Annotated in this window: 14 protein-coding genes; 6 read left to right on the plus strand and 8 right to left on the minus strand. The window is 59.5% G+C overall.

The genetic code is table 11. The features are described 5' to 3' along the window. Positions 1-215 precede the first annotated feature (215 nt). The 3 genes from GWK63_RS14705 to GWK63_RS14715 all read right to left on the minus strand — a co-directional run bounded on the left by GWK63_RS14705 (position 216) and on the right by GWK63_RS14715 (position 2,802). Positions 216-638: a Rid family hydrolase gene (locus GWK63_RS14705; protein WP_039999076.1), complete on the minus strand. Its 423-nt coding sequence runs from the start codon at positions 636-638 to the stop codon at positions 216-218. Between the two features lie 85 nt (positions 639-723). Then, positions 724-1,539 (minus strand): IclR family transcriptional regulator, encoded by an 816-nt coding sequence (locus tag GWK63_RS14710; RefSeq protein ID WP_007398756.1) that lies wholly within the window; start codon positions 1,537-1,539, stop codon positions 724-726. Between the two features lie 6 nt (positions 1,540-1,545). Next, positions 1,546-2,802: an MFS transporter gene (locus tag GWK63_RS14715; protein ID WP_007398755.1), complete on the minus strand. Its 1,257-nt coding sequence runs from the start codon at positions 2,800-2,802 to the stop codon at positions 1,546-1,548. Between the two features lie 547 nt (positions 2,803-3,349). Between GWK63_RS14715 and GWK63_RS14720 the strand changes: the two genes are divergently transcribed. Further along, entirely contained in the window at positions 3,350-5,761 is a 2,412-nt protein-coding gene (locus tag GWK63_RS14720; RefSeq protein WP_112209718.1) for a TonB-dependent receptor, read from the plus strand. Positions 5,762-5,864: 103 nt separating this feature from the next. Here the strand turns inward: GWK63_RS14720 and GWK63_RS14725 are convergent, their stop codons facing one another. From GWK63_RS14725 to GWK63_RS14735, 3 genes are all read right to left on the minus strand, one after another. Then, the gene (locus GWK63_RS14725) at positions 5,865-6,578 is read right to left on the minus strand and encodes an SDR family NAD(P)-dependent oxidoreductase (RefSeq protein ID WP_007398751.1); all 714 of its coding nucleotides are present in this window, start codon (positions 6,576-6,578) and stop codon (positions 5,865-5,867) included. A gap of 145 nt (positions 6,579-6,723) precedes the next feature. Next, positions 6,724-8,283, minus strand: coding sequence for a hydantoinase B/oxoprolinase family protein (locus tag GWK63_RS14730; protein WP_007398750.1), 1,560 nt, complete (start codon positions 8,281-8,283; stop codon positions 6,724-6,726). Positions 8,284-8,301: 18 nt separating this feature from the next. Continuing rightward, the gene (locus GWK63_RS14735; protein ID WP_223846559.1) at positions 8,302-9,654 is read right to left on the minus strand and encodes an NAD(P)/FAD-dependent oxidoreductase; all 1,353 of its coding nucleotides are present in this window, start codon (positions 9,652-9,654) and stop codon (positions 8,302-8,304) included. A gap of 124 nt (positions 9,655-9,778) precedes the next feature. On the opposite strand from GWK63_RS14735, the gene GWK63_RS14740 reads away from it, so the two are divergent. The 5 genes from GWK63_RS14740 (at position 9,779) to GWK63_RS14760 (ending at position 16,041) form a co-directional block, all read left to right on the plus strand. Continuing rightward, positions 9,779-11,842: a hydantoinase/oxoprolinase family protein gene (locus GWK63_RS14740; RefSeq protein WP_039999071.1), complete on the plus strand. Its 2,064-nt coding sequence runs from the start codon at positions 9,779-9,781 to the stop codon at positions 11,840-11,842. 43 nt (positions 11,843-11,885) lie between these two features. Then, the gene (locus GWK63_RS14745; protein ID WP_039999070.1) at positions 11,886-13,019 is read left to right on the plus strand and encodes an NAD(P)/FAD-dependent oxidoreductase; all 1,134 of its coding nucleotides are present in this window, start codon (positions 11,886-11,888) and stop codon (positions 13,017-13,019) included. Next, positions 13,016-13,321: a (2Fe-2S)-binding protein gene (locus GWK63_RS14750; RefSeq protein ID WP_007398745.1), complete on the plus strand. Its 306-nt coding sequence runs from the start codon at positions 13,016-13,018 to the stop codon at positions 13,319-13,321. Before GWK63_RS14745 ends, GWK63_RS14750 begins: the two co-directional genes overlap by 4 nt. Then, entirely contained in the window at positions 13,318-14,754 is a 1,437-nt protein-coding gene (locus GWK63_RS14755) for an NAD(P)/FAD-dependent oxidoreductase (protein WP_007398744.1), read from the plus strand. The genes GWK63_RS14750 and GWK63_RS14755 overlap by 4 nt, the downstream gene beginning before the upstream one ends. A 285-nt stretch (positions 14,755-15,039) precedes the next feature. Then, positions 15,040-16,041: a LysR family transcriptional regulator gene (locus GWK63_RS14760; RefSeq protein ID WP_007398743.1), complete on the plus strand. Its 1,002-nt coding sequence runs from the start codon at positions 15,040-15,042 to the stop codon at positions 16,039-16,041. Between the two features lie 609 nt (positions 16,042-16,650). Here GWK63_RS14760 and GWK63_RS14765 read toward each other — a convergent pair. Both GWK63_RS14765 and GWK63_RS14770 read right to left on the minus strand, forming a co-directional pair. Continuing rightward, the gene (locus GWK63_RS14765; protein WP_039999068.1) at positions 16,651-18,423 is read right to left on the minus strand and encodes an AMP-binding protein; all 1,773 of its coding nucleotides are present in this window, start codon (positions 18,421-18,423) and stop codon (positions 16,651-16,653) included. 14 nt (positions 18,424-18,437) lie between these two features. Beyond that, complete coding sequence (locus GWK63_RS14770; RefSeq protein ID WP_039999066.1) at positions 18,438-19,685, minus strand: MSMEG_0569 family flavin-dependent oxidoreductase; 1,248 nt, start codon at positions 19,683-19,685, stop codon at positions 18,438-18,440. Positions 19,686-19,689: the final 4 nt, after the last annotated feature.

Below are 19,689 nucleotides of genomic sequence, written 5' to 3' on the forward strand. Positions count from 1 at the left end.
CGACGGATCACACTCGGAAGTTCCCTGTCGATCACTCCTCAACCCCCCGGCAGAGGGGGATGGGGCGTGTGGAGGCATGGCTCTCCGATCCCAATGAAAATTCCTGTCCTGCCCGGGGCCGTTCTTGGTGAACAGCAATACCGATGGGATTACAAGGTCCCGGGCACGGCTTTCTTCAGAACAAGTCTTACCCGGAACCTCCCTTGAATGAACAGTCAGACAGACGCACGAATATATTTTGCAGGCAGGCTGGACGCGCCCCGTATTGCCGTGACCTCGAATTCCACTTTCAGTTCACGCCGGGCCAGTGGTGTACAGACCATGGTGCCGGCGAGATCAATGTTCCTGAATGTCTCGCCAAGTACGGCGGCAACCGCAGGCATGTCAGTTGACGTGGGAACATGGGTAATGATCCGTACCGTATCGGCCAGCGACGACCCCACGGCCTGCAGGGCACCATTGATATTCTGCAATGCCTTGCGCGCCTGCTGCGCGACATCTGGTGAAATCTCGCGTGTCGTATAATCGATACCAGCAGTATTCGAGACGAATATCTGGTCTCCAATCATGAAAATTCGTGAATAGCTGTTACGATCTTCGTATAGGCTACCAGATTTCAGCTTGATGATTTCGGTCATTGTCACTTTCCATCCATAAATTATGGTAAATGGAACTTACGACCGTATCGAAAAATTATTAATAAATATCAGGTATATAAATATCCTATTCATTCTCTTTTATATAAGATTTCATTTTATCTATTATCTGCAAAGCCTCATCTTCCGTCAGGTCGGATGTCTGCTTGGATACTGTAATCGCGGCACTGCAACTGCCATCGCGTTCGATGACTGGCATGGAAATGCCTGATATCCCATCCAGAACCGGATTACGACGGTAATCGTAACCCAGTTCACGCACGGTCGTCAGATAGGCGCGCAGTTTTTCCACATCCAGACCCAGTTCAGCGTAACGCGACTCATTGGCGAGCAGGATGGCAGTCTGGTTCCCTTCATCCTGTCCCGCCAGTATGACCGTACTGCCCAGTCCGTAGCCCAGTGGCAGGCGACCGCCCATGCCCCCGTTCCCCAGGATGGATAGGGTATTGTCAGTGATGTACATATCCGTAATGAGCGCATCCACACCGGAACGCTCAAGCAGAAAGGCGGAGGCCCTGAATTCCTGCCCAAGGGCTGCCAGATATGGTTTCCATTGCTGGATGTGTTCCGTAGGCGTGGAACGCTGCCGCCCCAGTGCCAGCGCCGCAGGCCCCAGGCGGTAGCGACCGCGCGCACTGGTCTGCGCCGCCAGGCCGTGCAGCCGCAATGCCAGTAATGTGCGATGCACGGCGGGTTTTTCTGCTCCTACCAGTTCCGCCAGATCCTTGAGGGCCAGCCCTTTCCTGCCGCATCGGCCCAGTGCAAGCAGGACAAGCGCCGCGCGTTCGGAATTCTGTGAATACTGTATGCTTCCCTCGTTATTCATATCATGCGTCAGACGGGACGGAGAACGAACGGCCTTCAGTTCTCTTATGGCTGTCACGATATTCTATTCCATTTCTATCGGTAATTCAGGATGGGTGCCAATGCAGCAGACAGCCCCAATAATGCCAGCCACCACAGGCAGACACAACGCCATCGGCCAGCTTCCTGTTTCTTTTTCGATATAAACCATCACGATCGGAGCAACACCACTGGCGGCATTGCCCCAGAAGGTGGTCCACCCCGCCACGATGCCGGTATAATTCGTGGTCAGGTCCTGCACCGATGTCCAGATCGAGATCTGGCTCAGGCCGGTAAAGCCAAGCGAGAGGCAGAAGACCAGGATCATGGCCGTATCGTCATGCACCATGCTTCCCGCCCCGACCAGCAGTCCTGACAGCAGGGTCCCTGCAATTCCGGCCGGTGTGCGCGCCCACCATGCCGAAGCGGTGCGCTTTTGCACATGGTCGGCAATCATGCCGCTTACAAAAACGGACACATACAGGAACAGCCAGGGCAGGCCATACAGCCACCCCATGGACCCGTAGCTGATATGCCGCCCGTTCATCAGATAAAACGGCATGATGACCAGAAAAAACGACTGCACCGTCAGCAGGCACATATAGTGCAGACCGATGGACCAGAACTGCCATGACCGCAGGAAACGCTGCACCTGCCTGCGTGTTACGCGCGGGCGCTGCTTGATGATCCCGTCCGGCCGTTCGCCGACGGGCGGATGGTCGCGCACGAAAAACACCCATAAAAGCCCCCATCCGATCCCGGCAATACCGTAGATGAAGAAGCTGACTTTCCATGACCACATGGTCGTGATGCTGGTGGTCAGCGGACCGCCGATGACCGACCCCAGATAAAGGAAGGCCAGCAGGATGGAATTGGCGCGTGCGCGTTCCCCACGGCGGAACCAGTTATCGATCGTGACGATACTGGAGGACCAGTCAGGCGACTGTCCCGCCCCCATTGCCAGGCGGATGGCCAGGAACCCCATGAAGGACCCGGCAAAGGGTGTCATGATGGTGGCCACCGACCAGGCGAGGCACGCCAGGAACAGCGTCCGTCGCGGCCCGAAATGATTGACGAGCGCCCCGGCTGGTATCTGCAGAAGGGCATAGGTCCACAAGACGCAGGCCACGATCGTGGACATCTGGATAAGGGAAAAACCGAACTGTTCCTGGATGCGTGGTGCTGACAGGGTCATGGCCTGGCGGTCAAGCGACATGAGCAGGTTGATCGGCGCGATCAGGCCAAACATGATCAGCCATCGGGTTATGGTCGTATGGCGCTGCCCAGTGACCGATAACAACATTCAGCTTTCCCCCTGTCACAAAACTGGTCGTCCCGACATGCCCCAAGGAAGGAAGCACATCTGTATCTGCCATATGATCGACCGGCGGTTCCCGCCCCTGCTTCCCATACCCTGACATGATATTGCATATTCGCAACATCATGGCGCGCAGGTCATGCGGAAGGCACGCTCATGTCGGGAATAATCGTACCTTCGGTCCAATCAAACGCAAAGTCATATTTCAAAAATAAGAACGGGTAGTGGCTATCAGGACTTTCATCACCATCAGACCCTACCCTGTTTTGAGAGATGATTACTGTATATCAGCTATGGATTGAATCATCCGGCTTTCTTGAAGATAATTTCATATTAGAAACGAGACAGAACAAGAGCGGCCATGTCCTTTTGCACGTAATTCCGTCAGGGCATGACGTGCCGCCTCTGGGAATCCACGTAATTCGTCCCTGAATATCATTTCTTTTCAGAAATATGTTCAGACCTTATCGACCTCTATAGTGCAAGGTTTGTCATGGACTCAAGAACAAGGGGAAAAAAGGTGCGGGCTTCCGTGAAGCGTGACACGGCATCAGTCATGCTGATGCTGCTGCTGACCACCTCCTACACATTGTTGCCTCTGGCGGCCCATGCGCAGGTACGTGCGGTCCGCAAGACACCAGCACAGTCTACCCCCCGGGCAACGTCCCACGCCACGGCCGCGCATGCGGCTGCACCGGCGACCGCTGTACAGAGCGATCCGGAGGCCATAACCGTCAGCCAGACACGCCGGATCGCGGGGGGGCTGATGAAGCGTCAGCACGCACCGGAGGCAACAAGTTCCATTACGGCCGCGGCCATTGCCCAGAAACTGACCATCGCTAGTCCCATCCAGCTCGCGGCCACCCTGCCGGGGGCCAATGTAGGCATGTCGGATGCCTATGGACTGAGTATCCGTAACGACATTTCGGTCCGGGGCTATGACGAGACGGAAATGGGCTGGGTGGTCGAAGGCGTGCCTGGCATCGATCAGGCCTATCTGCTCCCTTATTCGGAAACATGGGCCGATAACGAAAACCTTTCCGATGTCACGCTCATTGCCAGCACGTCGCGGATCAATGATCCGGTCCAGTCGGCATCGGGCGGTGAGATGATCGAGACGGTACGCGACCCGTCGAACAAGATGGGGGGCGACCTATCCTACTCCCACGGGTCCTATCGCGGGGACCGGGTCTTCGCGCGTTATGACAGCGGTTACATCGGCAACACCGGTATCAAGATGTTCGCGTCCTATTCCTACACGGCAGCGGACGTATTCGCGGGCAGCGGGCGCAGCCGCAAGAACCATGTCGATTTCAAGCTGCAGAAGGACTGGGGTGACATTGGTAGGACCTCCCTGTTCGTATCCTATACGGACTGGACCAATGCCCGCAGCAGCCCTTACACGCTGGCGGCATGGGAGAAGGCGAACGCGCAGGGCAACAATTTCTCGGTCGGGAACTATGCCTCGTCCTATGTTGCGGGAGAGACCTCGGATTACTGGAAAAACTACGTCTACAGACGTTCAAACGTCCTGATTTCCCTGCAGAACCAGTTCAGGTTGACCCATAACCTGCGGCTGAACATCACCCCCTATTTCCACTGGACGGAATCAGACAGTCCTGGCCAGACCAGCTTCTCGCCCGACAGCCTGTACAATGGCTCCGAGAAAGTCTCGATCGACACCAGTGGCATGTATGTCTATACCAACAGCAAGGGTGTGCAGACGGTTTCCGCCCTGGCCAATGCGGCACAGACCCAATTCGCAACCGGCGTCAATGCCTATGTGCAGTATGATCCCACCCCCCATAACCACCTGATTGCCGGCTACTGGTACGATCACTGGAACATGACCGCCCTGAACGGGCTTTCAGCACTGGACCAGAATGGCAACGCGGCCAGCTATACCGGTGGCGACCTGATACGTGATACGGCAGGCGATATCGTGACAGGCACACGTTACCAGATGTCGTCCGATATCAACGAATTCTATCTGTCCGATACGCAGGGATTCCTGCACGACCGGCTGAAGATCAGCGCCGGCTTCAAGGAAATGATGTATTACCTGTCGGGCACGAATGAACTGCCCGGATCACAGTACCACTATTCGCAGGCAATCGCCCAGCCCATGCCGCGTGTCTCCATCTCCTATGATGTCAGAAAGGACATGCAGGTCTACATAAACGGAACCACCAACGCACGGCCGCCCGTGCCCCTGTCCACCTATCCCAACCTGTACAGCATTTCCAGCGGCAACGTGACCCAGCAGGGCACCAACCAGGGCAAGATGGAATACGCCATCAATGAGGAAATCGGCTTCCGCTACCATGGGCTGTTCAATGCCGATGTCGCGCTGTTCAATTCCAACCTGACCAACCACCAGGTCACCACCATGGCTTACGTCAATGGCGCGTCGGTCAACAGTGCCATTTCGGTGGGTGGCGAGACCATGCGCGGGGTCACGGTCGAACTGTCGACACGACCTTTTTACGGCATTTCACCCTACGTCAATGCCCAGTATCTGCATGCGACAATGGACAACAATTTCAGCTATGGCGGAGTCATCCTGCCGACAGCGGGGAAGGTCGCGGTCAAAAGCCCGAAATTCATGGCGAATATTGGCGTGATGTACGCCCGCGGGCCATTCTTTGCCAATCTGATGTTCAAATGGGTTGATTCACAGTATTCGACATTCATGGATGACCAGAGCATGCCGGCCTACAAGACGGTTGACCTGTCACTAGGTTACCGCCTGCCCAAATGGTCGGCATTTTCACGCCCGGTCATCAAGCTGAACTTCATGAACCTGACCAACACTCCCTATCTGAGTTCGGTCGGAACCGTTACGGCCAATGCCGTGACCACCAGGGGGGTGGCAGGGCAGACCCCCTCCTACTTCCTGGCCCCGCCATTGAGCGTGGTCATGACCGCTTCGTGTGAATTCTGATTTTCTTCATACCATGAAAGACAGCTGCCGGTCGGTGACCGGCAGTCTGCGCGTGCATGACAGGGCATTCCCTGTCATACCGCCACAGGCGCGAAGAAATACCCTAGAACATGTCTTCATCCCGGCAGGTCACGCACAGTTCCGACACGCTGGCGTGGTTGGGCATGTCAAGGACCATGGACGCCATGGTGGCGATTTCATCCGGCTGGGTCATCTCCGATGGGTCCAATCCGTTCACGCCTGCCGTCATGTCCGTGGCAACGAAGCTGGGACAGATGACGGTCGATCGGATTCCATCGGCCCATCCAAGGCGGCGTATGCCATTTGACAGCCCCACGGCCGCGAATTTGCTAATGGCATAAGTGCCTGAGCGTGGTGATTTCACACGCTTGCCCGACAGGGAAGACAAGATGATCACCCGGCCCTGCCCGGTCGCCTGCAATGCGGGCCAGGCCGCCCGTACCAGTCGGGCGGGCGAACGGACATTGACCTGCAGCATCCGCTCCAGCCCCGCATCATCCACCTCCAGCAGCGATCCGGGGATCATGATCCCCGCATTGGCCACAACCGCATCGATCCGGCCATGGCGGGCCAGGGTCCGTGCTACCCAGTGCTGTTCCGATTCACAGTCGGTCGCATCAAAATGACAGGCCATATGGGGTGACGGCAGGGTAAATGCGTCAGGATCACGCAGCCCCGCGCTGATGCGCCAGCCCTGCTGCGCCAGACGCTGCGCGATGGCCGCCCCGATACCCCGGCCGGCGCCCGAAATCATGACAACCCGCCCGGTATCGGTCAAACGCGTGGACTGGATCATGAGAATGCATCTCCGTTTTCATGGAACATGGCCGCCATGGACCCGGATACACCACCGGTCCGTAGCCACCAGCCCCGCACAGGAAAAAACGCCCGACCTGAGGGGCCGGGCGCGATTGGATATCAGGAAGGCAGGCGGAATGGCCCTAGCTGGCCGCGGCAGGGGGCGCGCCATAGCCGCCGGCGCCGGGTGTCACCACCTCCACCGTGTCACCTGGTGTGAGATGGGCGGTGCTGCCATGAATGGGCGCGCTGCATTCGACATAGGCCCTGCCGCCCGGCAGGCCGCCATCAAGCCCCCACGGGGCTGTCGTAATGCGTGACATGCTGATGGCGACCTGACAGTCCTCACCCGCGCGATAGATGCGCCGCAGCCCCATGCCACCACGATAGCGGCCCGCCCCGCCTGAGCCGTCGACCAGTTCGTAACGCAACAGCGTGAGCGGGTATTCGATCTCCAGCGCTTCGATCGGAAGGTTCGATGTATTGGTCAGGTGCACCTGCACGCCATCCAGCCCATCCTTGTTATGGCGCGCGCCTGAACCGCCACCAATGGTTTCAAGATAGATCCAGTAATCGCCCGTTGTCTTGCGCGTGCCACTGAAGGTGGCGGATACGACCGCGCCATTCGATGCGGCGGTGATGCTTTCGGGGCAGACGGGAGCCAATGCCGCGTTGATCACGTCTACCACGCGCTGGCAGGTGGAAATGCGCCCCATCACGGCGGCCGGTTCCCGGCAGCATAGCACCGTTCCGCTCTCCGCCCTGACATGCAGCGGACGTGCCAGCCCCGCATTGGGCGGAATGGTGGGATCCACGATCGACTTGACCGCATAATAGACCGTGGCCAGCAGGGCGGAGCGCGTCATGTTGAAACTGGCCCGTACCTGGGGTGGACTGTCGAACTGCAGGGTCATTTCATCCCCCGTGATATCGATCGTGCAGCCGATGGCGATTGGGGTGGGATAGCCCAGTGTTTCAAACAGGTCATCGGCCGTGTACCGCCCGTCGGGGATTGCGGCGATACCCGCGCGCATCTTGCGTTCGGCATAGTCCTGCAGTTCCTGTCCCGCCCTGATGACGATATCGGTGCCGTATTTCGTGCATAGCGCCTGCAGGCGGCTGACCCCCAGGCGGTTTGCCGCCATCTGGGCGCGCAGGTCGGAAATACGCTCGGCCGGGACCTGGCAGTTCAGCAGGATCAGGTCCTGCACGTCATGTTGCAGCACGCCGCCCTTGTACAGCCTGACCGGGGGAATGCGGATCCCTTCCTGGAAGATGTGGGCGTCGCCACGGTCGGCGAAGTCGGAATGATGGGCGGTATTGATCGCCCAGGCCACGATCCGCTCCTTGACGAAAATCGGCTCTGCCAGAACGATATCAGGCAGGTGTGTTCCCCCCCCGGCATAGGCGTCATTGCCGATGAAGACATCACCCGGCCTGATATCGTCCGCCTTGTAGCGTGCCATGACAAGCGGGACGAATTCGATAAAGGAGCCCAGATGCATCGGGATGTGCTCGGCCTGGCACAGTGTGTGGCCGGACTGGTCGAACAGGGCGGTCGAGCAGTCACGGCGTTCCTTGATGTTTGTGGAATAGCTGGTGCGGACAAGCGCCTCCCCCATTTCATCAACGATCGATGACAGGGCACTGCCGATGATCTCGACAGTTACGGGGTCAAGCTGAATACGATCTGTATCGGTCATGGTCTGTAACTTCCTGTTTTATGGCCTGCGGTCGGTGTTGAACCGGCCAAACCGGAACGGTGTGGGATCGACAACGGGTGTCCTTCCCGAAACAAGGTCCGCAATCAGCCTGCCGCCGCCCGGACCAATGCCGAAACCATGGCCGGAAAAACCGGTGGCCAGGTAGAATCCCGGCAGGCTGTCAACCGGCCCGATGACCGGCACCGCATCCGGTGTGACATCAATCATGCCGCCCCAGCGCTCGACTTCGCGCATGGTGCGGAAGGCGGGGAAATCACGCTTCAGGATCGTGATCGCCTCGTCGAGCAGGTAGTGCGAGGGTTCGGGGTCAAGTGTACGGATGATCTCGAAGGGGGAGATCTCGTCCATCGACCAGGCGCGTGGCATGCGCATTTCCTCAAGAAAGCGGCGGCCGAGATGCAGCCGCAATTCGCGCCAGCCCGTGCGGTAGGCACCGATGAAGCGCGTAAACTGGCGAAAGGAATCGGGCACGATATCGGCCACACTGGCGTTGCGCCGGCTGATGTTGTAGCCGCCCTGTATATTGCGCCGGAAGGCAAAGTCGCTGCCGCCTACCGTCTCTTCCGGTCCGCCTTCAACGTTGTCCACCCTTGCAACGCTGCCCAGAACCTGAAGCGAGGGGAGGTCGATACCCGTATTGCCCGCGAACAGCCGCGACCATGCGCCACCCGCCAGGATCACGCTTTCACAGGCGATCGTGCCGCGTTCGGTTACTACTCCGCACACGCGGCCGCCGCGTGTCTCGACCCCCCTTACGGCGCAGCGGGTAAGGACTGTCGCCCCCTGTTCGCGCGCGGCCGCGGCAATGGCCGGGGCGGCCATGGTGGGTTCGGCCCGGCCATCGGTCGGGCAGAACAGGCCGCCGCGGAACAGACGCTGGGAGCCGCTTTTTTCAGCCGTCCGTGCCGGATCAAGCACTTCCGTACGAATCTGGTACCGGTCGGCGATATCCTTCCATTTCAGGAAATCGTTCATTTCGCGTTCATTATCGCAGGCATAAAGAATGCCGCACTGCCTGAAACCGGTGTCCCTGCCCGTCATCTCGTTCATCTGGCCCCACAGGTTCAGACTGGCCTGACCAAGTGGCAGTTCACGTTCATCACGGCCCATGACCCGTGTCCAGCCCCAGTTGCGGCTGGACTGTTCGCCCGCGATATGCCCTTTTTCGCACAACGTGACCGGAATGCCCGAGCGCGCCAGGAAAAGGGCGGCCGTGACACCGATGATGCCGCCACCGATAATGACGACATTGGTCCTTGCGGGGAATTCCGTGCTTGGCTGAACGGGTTCGACCTTCGGTGCCATTGAATCCTCGTCCTTCACGATATTAGGGATGAAATCCGTAAACATTCATGGCACGTTCCCAATATTGCGTCTCGATATAACTGATATGACATGAAACCGTCTTACCCCCCCACGCTGCCGCCCCGTAATACTTGTTCATCCATTGGACAGTTGAGAGAAGGAACAGCACATGTCTTGGCGGATTGGCGTGGATTCCGGGGGAACCTTCTGTGATATCTGTCTTTACAATACAGAAACGAAACAGTTCGGAATATGGAAAGTCTCATCCACCCCCGATGATCCGTCACGCGGCATAGCCGGGGGCGTGACCGAGGGGCTGGGCACGGTCAGTGCCAGCGCGGGCGATGTCAGGTTCCTCGGGCATGGCACGACGGTCGGTACGAATGCCCTGATCCAGCATAGGGGTGTGCCGACCGGCATGATCACCACCGACGGTTTCCGTGACCTGCTGGAAATCGGGCGGCAGAAGCGCCCGAGCCTGTATGATACACAGGCCGACAAGCCAGAAACCCTGGTGGCGCGGCACCTGCGTTTTGAAGTGCCCGAGCGGGTCCGCCATGACGGGACGGTGGAAACGGCACTTGATGAGGAAAGCGTGCGCGCGGCGGCCCGTGCCCTGAAGGATGCGGGCGTACAGGCGGTTGCCATCGGATTCCTGTATTCCTTTGTGCGTCCCGGGCATGAGCAGCGCGCACTTGAAATCGTGCAGGAGGAATTTCCTGAGGCTTTCACCTCCATCTCCAGCGCCGTAGCCCCTGAATTCCGGGAATATGAGCGTTTTTCCACCACGGTGGTGAATGCCTATCTCGGCCCGGTGATGGAAACCTACATCACCCGTCTGGCCAGGCGCCTGATGGATCTGGGGCTGGGTGTCGCGCCCCGGATCACGCAGTCCAATGGCGGGGTGATCAGCTTTGACCTGGCGCGCGCGCTGCCCGTGCGCACCGTGCTGTCGGGTCCCTCTACGGGTGTTGTCGCAGCCCAGGAAATCGGGCGCATGATCGGCATCCCCAATCTCATCACCTTCGACATGGGGGGGACGAGCACCGACGTCGCCCTCCTCAAGGACGGAGCATGCCGCATGACGGGCGAAGCCATGGTCCATGGCTATCCCATCAAGGCCCCGATGCTTGACATCCATACCGTGGGCGCGGGGGGCGGGTCGCTGGCCTATCGTGATAATGGTGGCCTGCTGAAGGTCGGCCCGCAGAGCTGCGGCGCCTTTCCCGGCCCGGTCTGTTACGACAAGGGCAATGACATCCCCTCCACCACCGATGCCAATGTGGTGCTCCATATCCTGAACCCCGAATTCCTGCTTGGCGGCCGCATGCCCATCCGCCACGACAAGGCCTATGCCCAGATCAGCCGCCTGGCTGGCGAACTGGACATGGATGTCATGGCGACGGCGCAGGGAATCATTTCGGTGGTTACAGCCAACATGGCGCGCGCGGTACGGGTCATCAGCGTGCAGAGAGGCCATGACCTGCGCGACTACGCCCTTATGGCCCTGGGCGGCGCCGGGCCGCTGCATGCGGTGCGGCTTGCGCTGGAACTGGACATGAAGCGTGTCGTCATTCCGCTGACGCCCGGTGTGATGTGCGCGCTGGGGCTGCTGCTGACCGACCTGCGGGCCGATTTCTCGACCACGCAGATCATGATGGCGGATGAGGGCAATGTTGACCGGGTCCAGGCCATTCATGATGAACTGGCGGCACGGGCGCAAGGCTGGTTTACCGAGGAAAACGTGGCACCGGAAAACTGTGGCCAGCGCTTTACGGTGGACATGCGCTATGTCGGGCAGAATTACGAACTGCCGGTCATGCTGTGCGCGCCCGAGGGCAGGATTACGGCACAGACCGTAACGGATATGATCGCGGAATTCATGGAAGCCCACCGGACCCAGTATGGCTTTGCCTCCGAAAGTGACCCGATCCAGTTCGTCACTTTCCGTGTCGAGGCGACCGGCCGGGTGGAAAAGGCCGAGTTCATCAGTCACCCCGATGAAGGGCCGGATCCCTCCTCCGCGCGTACCGGCGCCCGCGAAGTCTGGTTTCCCGAAACGGGCGGATTTGTGGAATGCCCGATCTATGACCGTGCCCACCTGCGCAGTGGCAACCGCATTCCCGGCCCTGCCATCATTGAACAGATGGATGCCACGACCGTTATCCTTCCGGGCATGGAGGCCCATGTCGAACCCTACCTGAACATCATCATCGATACCGGTATCGGCTGATGGAGCACCTCCCCCGCCTGCTGCGCCAGGAAACGGTGCGGTGATGCGGCATCCCGGCACGGCGGCCGATACCATCGTGATCGGTGGCGGCATGGTGGGGGCCAGTATTGCGCTGGGGCTTGTGCTGCGTGGCCACAGGGTTACGGTACTGGACGAAGGGGACCGGGCCCTGCGCGCGGCACGGGCGAATTTTGCCCTGTTATGGGTGCAGAGCAAGGGGGCGGGCGCGCCCGCCTATTTTAACTGGAGCCGTATGGCCGCTGCCGCATGGCCAGATTTTGCCCGGCAACTGGAGGCCATGACCGGCATCGTGCTGCACCTGAGCCAGCGCGGCGGCCTGACCCTGGCCCTGTCCGGTGCCGAAATGGATCACCTTGCGACCCGTAGCGCGCGCATCGCTTGCGATCAGGGCAGCGACTTTCCCCATGAAATGCTCGACCACAGCCAGACCCGTGCGCTGCTGCCCGCAATCGGGCCGGATGTCGTGGGCGCGCTGTTTTCGCCACTCGACGGGCATCTCAATGCACTGGCCCTGTTTCACGCCCTGCACAGGGCCTTCGGTCGCTCGGGCGGGCATTATGTGCCGGCAAGTCCCGTTCGCACCATAACCCCTACCAAAACAGGGACTTTCATACTGGATACACCCCATGGGTACAGGGAATGTGAGCGCGTCGTGCTGGCCGCGGGTCTGGATAACACGCGGCTTGCCCCCATGGTGGGGCTGCATGCGCCCATCACTCCGCAACGTGGGCAGATCATGGTCACGCAAAGGCTGCCGCCATTTCTGGACTATCCCACGAATGCCCTGCGCCAGACGGATAATGGCAGTGTCCTGATCGGGAACAGCCAGGATACGGTCATGACACGGCAGCCGGTCGACCTGGAAATCGATGCCGTGATGGCCGATCGCGCCATCCGCTCCTTTCCTTGCCTGCAGGCGGCCTCGGTCGTGCGTTCGTGGTCATGTTTCCGGGTCAAAAGCCCAGACGGGATGCCTGTCTATGACCATTCCACCCTCTGGCCGGGTGCATTCGTGGCATCGTGCCATTCAGGCGTGACACTGGCCCCCAACCATACGGGCCTTGTGTGTGACGCGATCCATACGGGTATCATTCCCCCCATCATGCAAGCATTTTCCGCCAGTCGCTTCACCCTCACCGCGGCATCCCGATCATGACAGACCGTTCCCGTTTCCGCCGTATTGTGGCTCCCGCCGGGCCGCGTATCACGTTCACGCTTGATGGTCGCGTGCTGGAAGCCCGTCTGGGCGATAGCGTGGCGGTGGCGATGATGCTGGCAGGTTATCCGGCCTGCGGCTCGCTCCCCCCCACGGGGCGTGTGCGCGTGCCATACTGCCTTATGGGCGCGTGTCATGAATGTCTGGTCCGGGTTGATGGCCGCAGCATGCATCAGGCCTGCCTGCTGCCGGTCAGGACAGGCATGTGTATCGAGACGGACCTCAATGGGCATGGATCATGACATCATCCGGCCTGCCGGACGATACGGTCCATGATGTCATCATTATTGGGGCGGGCCCCGCCGGACTGGGCGTTGCAGCCGTAACGGCGGGTGCCGGGCTGCTGACGCTGGTTCTGGATGAAAACATGCATCCGGGCGGGCAGATCTACCGCGCCGCGAGCCACAGCCCCTTTCCGCAGGGTCAGGTTCTGGGAAAAGACTACTGGCGCAAGGGAACCCGGATGATCCGGCGTGCGTATGCAAGCGGCGCGCATATCATCCCGCGCGCCATTGTATGGGGCATTACGCCCGATCATGTGGTCATGGCACGGGTGGATGGTCAGCCCCGGCGCTTTGCCGCGCGGTGCGTGGTACTGGCGGGGGGCGCCATGGAGCGCCCCTTCCCCATTCCCGGCTGGACCCTGCCCGGCGTCATGACGGTTGGCGCTGCTCAGACCATGCTGAAGGCAAGCGGGGTGGTTCCGCCCGCCCCCATGGTCATTGCCGGACGCGGCCCGCTGATATGGCTGCTGGCCGCACAGTACCGCCGCGCGGGGCAGGATATAGCGGCCATCCTGATCACGGCTGCGGACCGGCAATGGTGGAAAGGTCTGGCAGCCCTTCCCTTTTTTCTGCTTTCGGGAGATGCATGGTACGGGCTGCGCCTGCTGGCGTCAGCTGTCATGCATCGTGTGCCGGTCCATCGTGGCGTCATGTCCATACGCGCGGAAGGCACGGCATGCCTGGAACAGGTCCGGTGGTCTGGCAAGAACGGCCAGGACAAAGTACTGCCGGCCAGAACCCTTCTGCTGCACCATGGCGTGGTGCCCAACCCCAATCTGGCCATGGCGCTGGGCGTGCCACATGTATGGGATCGCGCACAGGCCAGCTTCCGCCCCGCCCCCGCGGGTACGGCGGATTACCCCGATGGGATTGTCTGCGTGGGAGATGGCGCGGGCATCGGTGGCAGCAGACTGGCCGCCCTGGGTGGCCGTATGGCCGGACAGGCCATTGTAGCCGCCCGTGGCCGGAGCAGACGCAACCTGCTGAATTGGTTGCACTCTGTCAGTATGCGGGCACGGATTGCGTTGGCGCGCAGGGGGCGCATGTTCGTGGACTGCATGTTCCGTCCTGCCAGCCACTTTCGGCAGCCCGCGGATGAGACGGTCATCTGCCGGTGCGAAGGTGTCACCGCAGGGCAGGTACGCAGCGCCGCCCATGAAGGATGCATTGGCCCCAACCAGGCCAAGGCCTTTCTGCGCTGCGGGATGGGACCCTGCCAAGGGCGCCTGTGCGGCCTGACGGTGAGCGACCTGATTGCACAGACCCGGGACCGCGACCCTGCGGATGTGGGATACCTGAACCAGCGCCTGCCCGCACGCCCGGCAACACTGGGCGATATGGCAGCCATGCCTGCCGGCACTGCCGCCATCCGGGCCGTAACACCAGGCTGACCTCCCGCCGGGATGTATCCTTCCCATCCGGCATATAATACTTTGTTTTTTATAAATAATGACTTTGTCATGGCTGTCATGCCCTCCTGTATCAGGCATGCCCATATATTCTATTTATAAGAACATAAAAAATATGGTTCTTAATTTTGAAATATGTTTGACTTTCGTTCGATTCTCCTGAAATTATGGCTCATACGAAATAATAAACCGTCCGACGGTCAGCAATCCCAGAGTCCTCGTTTGACTTCCTTCGAGAATGGCGTGTCAGTATTCAGGGGTCGAGACATGAATATAAAAGATCTGGAATATTTCATATCTGTAGCTGAATGCGGTTCTTTTTCCCGGGCTTCAGCCATACTGGGCAGGCCCCAGCCGGCACTCAGCCGCCATATCCGGGACCTGGAAACGCTGCTGCATGTAAAGTTGCTTTACCGTAACGGACGTGGCGTTGTCATGACCGATGCCGGACGCTGCCTGAAGCAGCTGGGTACCGATATTATCCGCAAGATCCATGAAGCGCATGACAAGGTACATGCCTATTCGGGCGGGTGCGTGACATCCGCGGTTATTGGCATGCCCGCCAGCGTTAGCAGTACCCTGGCCCTGCCCCTGACCCGGTCGTTGCAGGTCGCGTACGAAAACCTCAAATTCCGTTTTATCGATGCGTATAATGGCGATCTTTTGCAATGGCTCAATTCCGGAATGCTGGATATTGCCCTGCTGTATGACACCCAGGTTTCGGCCAGTCCCAATATGGAATCCCTGCTGTCACAGAATCTGTGCCTGATCGAAGGCACCGCTGGCGGACAGGGGCGCGCGGAATGTGGATATGACAGCATCCAGGCGCGGGCGCTGCAGGATATTCCCCTTATCCTTCCCAGCAAACGTCACGGCCTGCGCCAGATTGTAGAGGGCTGGACAGCCAAACACGACATCAAGCTCAATGTGCAGCTTGACTGTGATTCCTATACATCGCTGCTGCAACTGGTTTCCAGCAATATTGGTGCAACCATCCTGCCCGCTTCATGCCTGCGGCGGGAAATCATGGCAGGACAATTCAGTGCCCGCCTTATTGTCGCACCCTACCTGTTTCGTACCATTTCACTTGCTACATCACCCAATAAGCCTGTCAATTCGTTGCTGGTCAATCACGTCAAGGAGCAGATCGACAGTCTGAGCGATGAGTTCCGCTGGCCATTTACGCGGGACATGTCGCATGCCAGCGCCTTTTCCACACCTGTCAGGATACCCGATGTACATTTCAATGAAATGCTGTCACAGGTTTAGTCATATTAAATAATTATTAATGATGATGTGACCAATATATTATGTCCGACTGGCCATGGACTTGATGCGGTTCTTGCTGGCCATCCAGTCGTTGCATGCCCCTATCGGGAGACTGACGTGACGATGAAACCTACGGAAGCTTTCATATGCGAGGTGGTAAGGATGGCATTGAGCAGTGGACTGGGACTGTTACGCCCCCCGTATTACTGTGAACCTTGGTATTGGCAAATCCACGCCGGGTAAATGGATGGTGGATGACCGTTCGAGTGAACCGGCATCAGGATAATCAGGCCCGTGAGAATGCACCCCTGCGCCTGAAGATCCGGATTTTCGGGGCGGAAAGGGAAATCCAGAAAAACCGGATATTCGTAGGCCAAAAGCCCTGAGGTTCGCCTTTATCTACAGGTATCGGCACGCGTGGCCGATCCGCCAGACGGCCGTTTTCCCTACTGACGGGCCGGATCGGAAAACGGCCTGTCTTCCCGTCTGTCAAGGTGTTCCGCACTGCATGTCGACTTCATTCCTGACCGGTGCAAGATCGTTACGGATCCGGTCTGGTATGGCGCGCTCTTTTTTCCGCAGGCGTAACCCGGCACGATGCCGATGGCATCAGGAGACCAGCAGGCGTTGCCGCGTGATTTTTCCAGATACGGTTGTGGGAAGGCATGCAACGAAGCGGACTTCTTTCAGGCCGATCCAGCGGCCGAGGACTTCGCTGACCCGTGCGATGATTTCCCCGGCAGAAAGCGTGCGTTCCACTGTGGGGTCAGGTACCACATATGCTACGGGCCGCTGCCCGCGCAGTGCGTCGGGCACGGCAACCACGGCACAGGCATGGACTGATGGATGGGTGGCGATGATCTTTTCGATCTGCACGCCCGAAATCCGCCGTCCTGCGACCTTGATGACATCATCGGAACGCCCGAGCATGTGCACGGCGTGGTTGGCCTCGATCATGCCTTCGTCAAAGGTGCGATAATACTGGCCAGTCTCGTCCAGATAAGCTGTGGGAACATGGATCGCCCCCTCTTTCCACATTCCTGCCAGACAGCCGGGCGGCAACGGCAGGGAGAGGACAATCTCGCCGCACTGTTCACCCGGCATGGAGGGCACGATTTCCGGGCAAAATCCCGGCGCAGGCCGCCCGACATCGTTCATGAGCGCGACCGGTTCACGCTCGGGCAGACCAAAGAAATGCGCGGTGATGCTCCACCCGGTTTCGGTCTGCCACCAGTGATTGACTACAGGTTTGTGAAAATACGACCGCGCCCAGTCCAGCAATGTTGGGTCCGCATACTCCCCGGCCACGAAGATTCGGGCCAGCGCGGGCAGGATCGCCCCTGACAGATGACGGCTTTCCTGCCGCATGAGGCGCATCTGTGTTGGTGTGGTGAACAGGCATTTCACGTCATGCTCATGGCAAAGCGCGCGGATGGCGGAAGCCGATGCGCCACCTTCCACGATCACGCTGGTGCAGCCGCTGATCAGGGGCGCGTAGACCCCGTAGGAATGGCCGACAACCCAACCAAGGTCGGATGTGGTGAAGAAGGTATCACCGGGTTTGCAGCCATAGATCAGTTCCATGGACAGGGCGAGGGCTACAGCGTGGCCACCATTATCACGCACGATGCCCTTTGCCTTGCCCGTCGTGCCCGATGTATGGAGGATATAGAGCGGATCTTCAGCCCGGAGCATGACTGGACCGGCCGGGGCCGATTGTTCCAGCGCATGGAAATCATGATCCCGCACCGGCACGGGCGATGCCGGACAGGCCGCACGCTGTACGATCACGCAGGCCCGTGGCCTGTGCGTCGCCCTGGCCAGCGCCTCATGCAGGGGAGGTGCGGATGGAATGGGCGTCTGCCCCTGAAAGCTGCAACTGGCGATGATGATGATCTTCGGCGCCACGTCATTGATCCGTCGCGCCAGTTCAGGCCCGGCGTAACCAGCAAAGACCACGACATGTACGGCACCGATCCGTGCACAGGCCAGCATGGCGATGGCGGTCTCGATCATGGTCGGCATGGCGATCAGGACACGGTCGCCCTTCTCCACTCCGAGCGAGCGCAGGCCACCGGCAAATCCGGCTACCCTGCCCTGCAACTCCCTGTAGGATATCACCTGACGTTCCTTCGTGGCGCAGGAATGCCAGATCAGCGCCGCCTGCCCGCCGCGTCCATCCGCTACATGCCGGTCGACAGCGTTATGGCAGGTGTTGAGCGTGGCGTCGGGAAACCAGTCATGCCAGCCATCCGCCCGCGTCCTGCATGCGGTCACAGGTGCCTGCTTCCATGTGATGCGTTGCGCCGCCTTCAGCCAGAACTGTTTTGGCTGGTTCCGTGCCGCATCGTACATCGCCTCGTATGTTGTCCATGGAAGCATGGCGCTTACTCCGTTCAGGCTACAGGCACATCTTTGCCGGTGATCTGGCTGGCCAGCCACGCGGCATCGCGCGAGACACCGGAAAACCGTCCCGACCCCCAGGTGTGCAGCCATGGCAGGCCGAGGAAGTAGAAGCCCGGCGCATCGGTCACGCCCCGATGCCAGACCGGCTTGCCTGCCCCGTTGAAGACCGGCACGTCGATCCAGCGATAGTTCGGGCGGAAGCCGATACACCAGAGGATCGAAGTGATCCCGGCAGCCTTCAGGTCGAGCGGGGTGTTACTGCCATCGGGCTCCCAGACAGGCACATAAGAGGCTTCGGTCGGGGCCGTGATTCCTTCACGGGCGATGTAGGCGTCAATGGATTTCTTGATGTCGGCATTGGTCTTGTCCGCATCATCAAGGTTTTCCGCAAGATCTGGCGCGAAGTGCGCCACTTCATCGCGGATTGTCTCCAGCGTGCCGTGCAGGCCCACGCCTTCCTTCGCGAACTTGCGCAGATCAAGGTCATGCCCGCCATTTCGGCCCGTGACGTAATGATTGGTCTTGTCGCGTGCACCGTCACGAAGAGGATGATTATCCACCGTCAGGTCATAGAAGTGCATGTCCGCAAGCCAGTCCACAACGTCACGGCCACGGTAGAAACGCGAGACACGCGGGGCAGAACCGACACAGAGATGGACCTTGCGTTTTTCAAGGAACAGGTCCTCGACAATCTGCGCGCCGGACTGACCGCTGCCCACGACCAGCACAGCCCCTTCAGGCAACTGGGCCGCATTGCGGTAATCCTGTGAATGAACCTGATGGATGGCGGGATCGATCGCGCTGGCATAGCCGGGGATCACCGCGTCCTGATACGCGCCTGATGCGATGACAACATGCTTCGCGTGCCACGTCTCACCACCTGCTACCACGCGATAGCCACCACCTTCATGGCGCGTGATGGAGGTAACGGCTGTATGCTCACGCAGGGGCGGATTGAATGAGGCTACGAAGCCCTTCACGTAGTCAATAATTTCCTGCTTCACCATGAAGCCGTGCGGGTCGCGCCCCTTGTAGGGATGACCGGGGAGTTCGCACTGCCAGTTCGGTGTGACCAGGCAGAAATTGTCCCAGCGTTCGTCATCCCACGAATGGCAGGCCGTCTTTGCCTCAAAGACGATGTGCTCCACCTGTTCGCGGCACAGGTACCAGCTCATGGAGAGCCCGGCCTGTCCGCCGCCCACGATGATGACGGGGATGCTTTTCTCGTTCTGTGTCATGGTC

The organism is Komagataeibacter rhaeticus, from assembly GCF_011611525.1.
In the GTDB taxonomy this organism is placed as follows: Bacteria; Pseudomonadota; Alphaproteobacteria; order Acetobacterales; family Acetobacteraceae; genus Komagataeibacter; species Komagataeibacter rhaeticus.